The 6844-nt window shown below is 74.4% G+C and carries 4 protein-coding genes; all 4 read left to right on the forward strand.

Annotated elements, in window-relative coordinates; translation table 11 throughout:
• Window positions 1-84 precede the first annotated feature (84 nt).
• The 4 genes from EAO75_RS04520 to EAO75_RS04535 all read left to right on the forward strand — a co-directional run bounded on the left by EAO75_RS04520 (window position 85) and on the right by EAO75_RS04535 (window position 6815).
• The gene (locus tag EAO75_RS04520; RefSeq protein ID WP_147993682.1) at window positions 85-441 is read left to right on the forward strand and encodes a CU044_2847 family protein; all 357 of its coding nucleotides are present in this window, start codon (window positions 85-87) and stop codon (window positions 439-441) included.
• Window positions 434-2395: a trypsin-like peptidase domain-containing protein gene (locus tag EAO75_RS04525; protein WP_147993683.1), complete on the forward strand. Its 1962-nt coding sequence runs from the start codon at window positions 434-436 to the stop codon at window positions 2393-2395. The genes EAO75_RS04520 and EAO75_RS04525 overlap by 8 nt, the downstream gene beginning before the upstream one ends.
• Before the next feature lie 136 nt (window positions 2396-2531).
• On the forward strand, window positions 2532-3530 hold the full coding sequence (locus EAO75_RS04530) for an AAA family ATPase (RefSeq protein WP_147993684.1): 999 nt from the start codon (window positions 2532-2534) through the stop codon (window positions 3528-3530).
• Window positions 3531-3533: 3 nt separating this feature from the next.
• On the forward strand, window positions 3534-6815 hold the full coding sequence (locus tag EAO75_RS04535; protein ID WP_147993685.1) for an SAV_2336 N-terminal domain-related protein: 3282 nt from the start codon (window positions 3534-3536) through the stop codon (window positions 6813-6815).
• Window positions 6816-6844: the final 29 nt, after the last annotated feature.

Consider the following 6844-nt stretch of genomic DNA (forward strand, 5'->3'; position numbering starts at 1 on the left):
CTGGGTATTAGCCTCGTCGCAGTTCAAGTGGGCGCCGTCCATCGTCGCTTGACCGGACGGCACGGGCTCGGCGGGGGGAGCGGCATGACGCACATCCAGGATCTCGAACTGCCGGACGGCACGGTGATCACCGCCCGGATCGGAGCGGCCGACGCCTGGGACGACCAGCAGGACGTCGGCTTCACCGAGGCCGCCGCGGTGAAGGTCGAGCAGCTCCAGGAGCTGATCAAGGGCGTCGGCGGCACCGTCCTGGAAGCCGCCCGGCAGGCCAAGCCGCACGAGGCCGCCATCACCTTCGGCGTGGAGCTGACCGCCAAGGAGGGCGTGGCGGTCGCCGTGCTCGCCCGGGGCGAGGTCAAGGCGTCCCTCCAGGTCACCCTCACCTGGCAGTTCGACCGCGGAACCGCGGGGGAGGCCGACGAGAGCACGGCGCATGAGTGAGCGAAACGAGCGCCTCTTCGCACTCGTCCGGGCCGCCACCGTCCATCTGCTCCCCACCGGGGGCAAGGACACCCCGCTGTGGGGCAGCGGCTTCTTCGTCGCGCCCGGCTGGGTCCTGACCGCCGCCCACGTACTGCGCCCGCATCTCGCGACGGACGACAAGGCCGTGTTCCGGGTGCGCGGCGAGGGCGTGGACGCCGAGGCCCGGCTCGCGCGGTGGCTGATCACCGACCCGCGCCGCCCCAAGGTCCCGCTGGCCGAGGACCTGGCTCTGGTGCGGCTCACGGGCGAGCCCGACGACCACCCCCACGAGTGCGTGTGGCTCACCGACCGCGCCGCCCGCCACTCCGGCGCCCTCAAGGCCTGCGGCTACTTCCCCGGGCCGCCCGAGGCCCGCTTCCGCATGGTGGACGCCGAGATCAACGGCCACGAGGACACGTACGGGCTGATCATCAAGCCCGACATCGACTTCCCCAGCGGTATGTCGGGCGGTCCGCTGCTCGACCCCGAGACGGGAGCCGTCGTCGGGCTGATCAAGTCGCGGCGCAAGGAGCAGGACGGCGGCAAGGCGGTCGCGATCGCCGCACTGCGCCGTTTCGGGGCGACGTACCGCACGGTCATGGCGGCCCACGACCGCTGGCACGGCGAGGAGCCGATGTCGGAGAGCGGCGACAACTGGATCGACCTCCAGCACGGGCCGTCCGCCGAGCAGAGCCCGGTGTGGACGCCCCGCGACCGCCGCCGGGCGCTGGATCTGCTGGCCGCGCTGCCGCCCCCGCCCGACGAGCCCACCGTCCGCCTCCTCGCCAAGGCGGCCCGCAGCGGCAACCAATGGGCCGGCGACACCCCCGAGCTGCGGACCTGGCGCGACGGCCACGGCCTGCTCTACGAAGGCACCGCCCCGCTCGACCCGCTCACCTTCCTGCGCTACCTCCGGCTCGTCGAGGCCCACGCCTGCGCGCGCGACGCCGGCAGCCCGCTCCTCGCGGACTGGATCGGCCGACGGCTGCGCCGCGACACCCGGCGCTATCTGCACGCCCTGGTCCGGGACGTCGCCCTGCCCGACGAGCTCCGGCCGCTCCCGGGCGGCGACGGGCCGGAGCGGATCGTGATCTCCTACCCCGGCCCCGGCGAGGGCCCCGTGGTGGCCCTGCTGCTCGACCCCGTGATCGGCTCGCAGCCCGTCCGGTTCTTCTGGCAGATCTGGTACCACGACGGCGACGGCCTGCCCGAGGTCCACGAGACGGACGGCTCGGTGCACGGATGCCGGCCCGACGAACTCGTCCAGGCACTGCGCGTCCCGCTGGGCGGACTCTTGGAGTCCAAGGACCGGGAAGGGCATCCCGTACCGCTCGAAGTCGCCCTGCCCACCGAGCACTTCGACACCGCCGTACACCGCTGGCGGTTCGAGGACATCGCGGCGCTGACCGACCCCGGACACCTGGGCGCGCGCCGTCGCCTGGTGCTGCGCGCCCTCGAGCGCCGGGGAGATCCGGACAATGTCTGGCTCGACCGCTGGCAGCACATGACGGGCGAGCGGCGCTTCCAGGGCTGGCGCATGCCGCCGCCGGGCGCCGTGGACGCCGTCGGCTACCGCGACGCCGAGCGCGACCGCATCCCCGTGATGTGCCGCCCGGCCGGACAGGGCCCCGGGCGGGTCGCCATGAAGCGCGCGCTGGGCGGCGGGCACGCCGTCGCGCTGTGGCACATCGGCCCGCACCCGGAGCGCGGCGCCTGTCCGCCCGAGTGCGACACGCTCCACGCGCGCGTGGAGAAGTTCCTGGAGACCCTCGGCTCGCTGTCCGAACTCCCCGACCGGCTGCGGCACGTACGGCAGGACATCAGCGAACAGCGCGCCGACAGCGCCTGGGCCGAACCCCTCGCCCTGCTGTACGACGACCCGCGCCGGCCACTGCCCGGCGAGGAGACCGATCCGGTGGACGCGCCGCTGTGAACGCCGTCGAGGACTGGCCGGAACAGCCCGTTTACCAGGGCTGTTCCGGGTATGTTCCCAGGGGCCCGCTGCGGGCGCACGACGCTCCCGTCGGCCAGGACGTGGACCACCCCCGACCGTCGACGAGGAGCGCGCCATGAGCGAGTGGTTCATCTACCGGGGGATCGGAGAGCCGGATCCGGCCAGGATCGCCGAACTGCCGGACCCGCCGCCCTGGCGGGACTTCGACGCCGAACCCGTCGACTACGAGGTCCCCGAGCTCGACTCCTCCACCCACCGCAGGCTCGGCGAGCGCACCGTCCCGCTGCCCGTCCAGGACCCCGACGCCCTCGAACTCGTCAACGCGGCCCTGTATCTGAGGCGCCCGCTGCTCGTCACCGGCGAACCGGGCGTCGGCAAGTCGACGCTCGCCCACTCCGTCGCCTACGAACTCGACCTCGGCCGCGTCCTGGAGTGGCCGATCGTCAGCCGCAGCGAACTGCGCGACGGCCTCTACACCTACGACGCCATCGGCCGGCTCCAGGACGCCCAGCTCCCCGGCGAGGCCGCGGCCGAGGACATCGGCCGGTACATCACGCTCGGCCCGCTCGGCACCGCCCTGCTCGCCGCCGACAAGCCCCGGGTGCTGCTCATCGACGAGCTCGACAAGAGCGACATCGACCTGCCGAACGACCTGCTGAACGTCCTGGAGGAGGGCCGGTTCGCCATCCCCGAGCTGAAGCGGATCGCCGACCGCACGCCCGAGGTGCGGGTCGTGACCGACGACGGACGCCGGGTGACGGTGACGGACGGTCAGGTCCGCTGCCGGGCCTTCCCGTTCGTCGTCATGACCAGCAACCGCGAGCGCGAGTTCCCGGCCGCGCTGCTGCGCCGCTGCATCCCGCTCGACCTGAAGGCCCCACGCGACGAACGCCTCGCCGCCCTCGTCCAGGCACACTTCGGGCAGGGCGCCTACGACACCAACCACGACCTCGTCGACCAGTTCACCCAGGCCGAGGCGGACGGGGCGATGCGCCCCACCGACCAGCTGCTCAACGCCATCTTCCTCGCCCAGCACGCCGCCCGGGACGCCGGCCAGCGGCGCGAGGAGATCTCGGAACTGCTGATGCAGCCCCTCGACCGGGGACCGCGATAGCCGATGGCCTCCCGCGCTCCCGGCAACCCCGCCGACGGCGTGAGCCCCGTGCTCACGGCGCTGGTCGCGCGTATGCGGGACGCGGGCATCCCACCCGGGGTGGAGGAACTCGCGGACGCGCTGTGGCTGGCCCGCTGGCTGCCGCCGTCCGAGGGGCGGCCCGGCAGGACCGGCCAGGCTCCCCTCGACCCCTCGCTCGAACGGCCCGCTTCCACCGGCATGCCGCCCCCGCACCCACCGCAGTCCCTGCGCCTGCCCGACGAGGACGACGAGCCCCGGCAGCCCGACGGCGCCCGCCTGTTCGCACCCGGCCCGGGCGGCGACGGCGCCGGCGCCCGGATGACCCCGGTCCGCGTCCCCGCCGCACCCGCGCTGCCCGAACCCCTCGCCCTGCAACGCGGCTTACGGCCCCTCCAGCGCTACCGCGCGCCCGTACGACCGGTGCCGCGCACCCTGGACGAGCGGGCCACCGCCGAACGCGCCGCCGAGTCCGGGCTGGTCCTGCCCGTGCTGCGTACCGACCGGCGCCGCGAGGCACGCCTGCTGCTCCTGATGGACGTCTCCACCTCGACGGTCGTGTGGCAACAGGCCCTGGACGAACTGCGCCAGGTCTGCGCCCGCGCCGGCGCCTTCCGCGAGGTGCAGGTGCGCTATCTGCACGAGGCGCCCGACGGCCGGCCCGGCTGCGCGGCCACCGCGAAGCCCACCGCCGCGCTCCACGCGCCGGAGCAGCTCAGCGACCCGACCGGGCGGCGCGTCACCCTGGTCCTCAGCGACTGCGCCGGGCCCATGTGGCGCAGCGGCCTCGTGCAGCGGCTGCTGCACCGCTGGGCGGCTACGGCGCCCGTGGCCGTCGTACAGCCGCTGCCGCAGAGGATGTGGCTGCGCACCCATCTGCCGGCCCGGCGCGGGCTGCTGCACCGGCGCGAAGGGCCCGCCGGGTCGCTTCGGTTCCGGCCCGAGAAGGGGCCGGTTCAGACCGGCGCGCTGCCCGTTCCCGTGCTCGCGCTGCGCCGGGACTCGGTGGAGGGCTGGGCGCGGCTGGTGTCCGGCGCCACGGGGCAGTCGCTGTCCGCCGCGGCCGGCTGGGTGCGGGCCGACCATCCCGCGTCCGCGGCGCCGGTGCGTGCCGCGCAGGAACGCAGTGGTGCGGAGCGCGTCCGCACGTTCTGGCGTCCCGCGTCCTCCCAGGCGCGCCGGCTGGCGGTGTATCTGTCCGCGGTGCCGCTGTATCTGCCGGTGATGCAGCTCGTCCAGCACGCCATGCTGGCCGGGAGCGGGCCGGACGTGCTGTCCGAGGTGCTGCTGAGCGGACTGCTGCGGCGGCGGGAGGACGCGGACGATCCGCGGGCCGTCCGCTACGACTTCCTGCCGGGGGTGGCCACCGAGCTGCGGTCCCGGCTGTCGGTCGACGAGGTGGAGCTGCTGTTCAAGCACTGCTCCGAGTACGTGGAGCGCAAGTTCGGGCGCAGCGCGCGCAACTTCCCCGCGCTGGCGGGGGCCTTCCTGCGGGGCGCGGTACCGCCTCAGGCGCAGGCGGCACCGCTGACCGGTTCGGGGGAGCGGGAACCCGCCGGGCTGCGGGCGTTCGCCGAGGTGTCCGCGGAGGTCCTGCGGGACCTCGGCGCGCGACTGCCGGCGGTGGCGGTGGGACCGGGGCACAGCGCATCGGAGCTGTTCGATCTGGGGCGGCAGGCCTTCGCCCGGTTCAACGGCGAGGGGCTCACCCGGGAACTCGACGCCGCGATCGAGCTGCTGCGGCAGGCGGTGACGGTCGCCCGGACGGGCGGGGGGCAGGCCGCCGCCGGCGCGGAGCTGGCCCACGCGTTACTCACCCGGTGGCGGGTGCGGCGCGTCGGCGAGGACCTGCTGGAGGCGTGGGAGGCGGTCGACGGGCGGGCGCCCACCGCGCGCGGGCGGCTGGTTCTCGGGCTGGTGTGCTGGACGCAGGTGCAGGAGGTGCGGGCGGGCGGAGTCGGCTTCGACGGCATCCCGGAGAGCCTGCGGGAGTGGGCGCTGCGGCAGCCGGGGCGGGCGGAGGAACACGCGGCAGCGGTGCTGCTGTATCTCGCCGACCGCGACCTCACCGCCGTACTGGACGACACGGACACCGATGCCGAGGCCCTGGCGCATCGGAGAGTCGCCGCGGAGGCGTCGGCGGGTGTGCGGCGGGCCGTGGCGGTGGCGGGGCCGGGCGTCTGGGGCGAGGACGAGGCCGCCCTCGACGCCGGGGACTGGCAGGTGCTCCACCTGTGGCGGGCCGTCGACGCGGCGAGTGCGTGGATCCAGCTGTCCGGCTCCCCGCTCGCCCTGGCCGCCCGGGGCCGGCTCTGGCTCGATCTGGCCCGGCGGCACGAGGAGCACTCCGTGGTCGCCGCCGACGACGCCGCGAGCGCCGCCGAGGACCTCATGGAGGCGGTCCGGGACGAGACCGCGCTGCCGGCCGCCGAGCGCTGCCGGATCTGGCTGGAGGTGGCGGCCGCCGTCGAGATCCCGCAGCCGGAGCGTGAGGAGAGCCTGCTGCTGTACGCCCTGGAGCAGGCGCACCGGGCCGCGGGCGACGACGCGGAGCTCAGGTTCGAGTGCCTGGTGCGGGCGGGGAAGATCTACCGCGATCGCCATGACCGGTCCGGAGCGCTGATCCAGCTGAACCGCGCCGTCGAGGCATGGCAGCAGGCCGTGGAGTTGCTCAGCGCGGACGACCCCCGGCGGCCCGGGGTGCTGACCGATCTCGGTCTGGCGCTGCACGTCCGGTTCGGTCTGCGGGGAGAGGCCGAGGACATCGCCAGGAGCATCGATCATCTGCGCCGGGCGGTGGACGAGTGCCCACCGGACGATCCGCGCGTTCCGGGGCTGCGCCGGAGCCTGGGACACGCCTACCAGAGGCGCTACCTCCTGAGCGGTGTACTGACGGATCTCTACGAGGCCGACTGGCTGTTCGCGGAGGCCGTTCGCGCCACAGAGAACCCAGGGCTCATCGCGCAGAGCCTGATCAGTCGCTCAGCCGTGTCCCGGCTCCTGTACGAGCGGACGGCGGCGATCGCGCATCTGCAGAAGGCGATCGACCTCTGCAACCAGGCCATCGAGTTCGCCGGGGAGGCGGGTGACGACGAGCTGGTGGCCGCAGCCCTCATGAGGCGCGGCCAGGCACGGGAGTCGCAAGGCAGGCCCAGGACGGCTCACGACGATTACGACCGTGCCCTGCGCCTGACCGACGACCGCGACCGCAGCCGCCTCCTGCGTTCCTACATCGCCCGCCTGTCCCCCGAAACGGCCGACGAGTGACCCTCCCCACCGACGACATCCCCATACCC

Origin of the sequence: Streptomyces sp. UW30 (genome assembly GCF_008042075.1) — a bacterium.
Lineage (GTDB): Bacteria > Actinomycetota > Actinomycetes > Streptomycetales > Streptomycetaceae > Streptomyces.

What these genes read in the sequence shown, in the direction of transcription:
- EAO75_RS04520 (WP_147993682.1), top strand. Translation starts at nt 85, where the DNA reads ATGACGCACATCCAGGATCTCGAACTGCCGGACGGCACGGTGATCACC.
- EAO75_RS04535 (WP_147993685.1), top strand. Translation starts at nt 3,534, where the DNA reads ATGGCCTCCCGCGCTCCCGGCAACCCCGCCGACGGCGTGAGCCCCGTG.
- EAO75_RS04530 (WP_147993684.1), top strand. Translation starts at nt 2,532, where the DNA reads ATGAGCGAGTGGTTCATCTACCGGGGGATCGGAGAGCCGGATCCGGCC.
- EAO75_RS04525 (WP_147993683.1), top strand. Translation starts at nt 434, where the DNA reads ATGAGTGAGCGAAACGAGCGCCTCTTCGCACTCGTCCGGGCCGCCACC.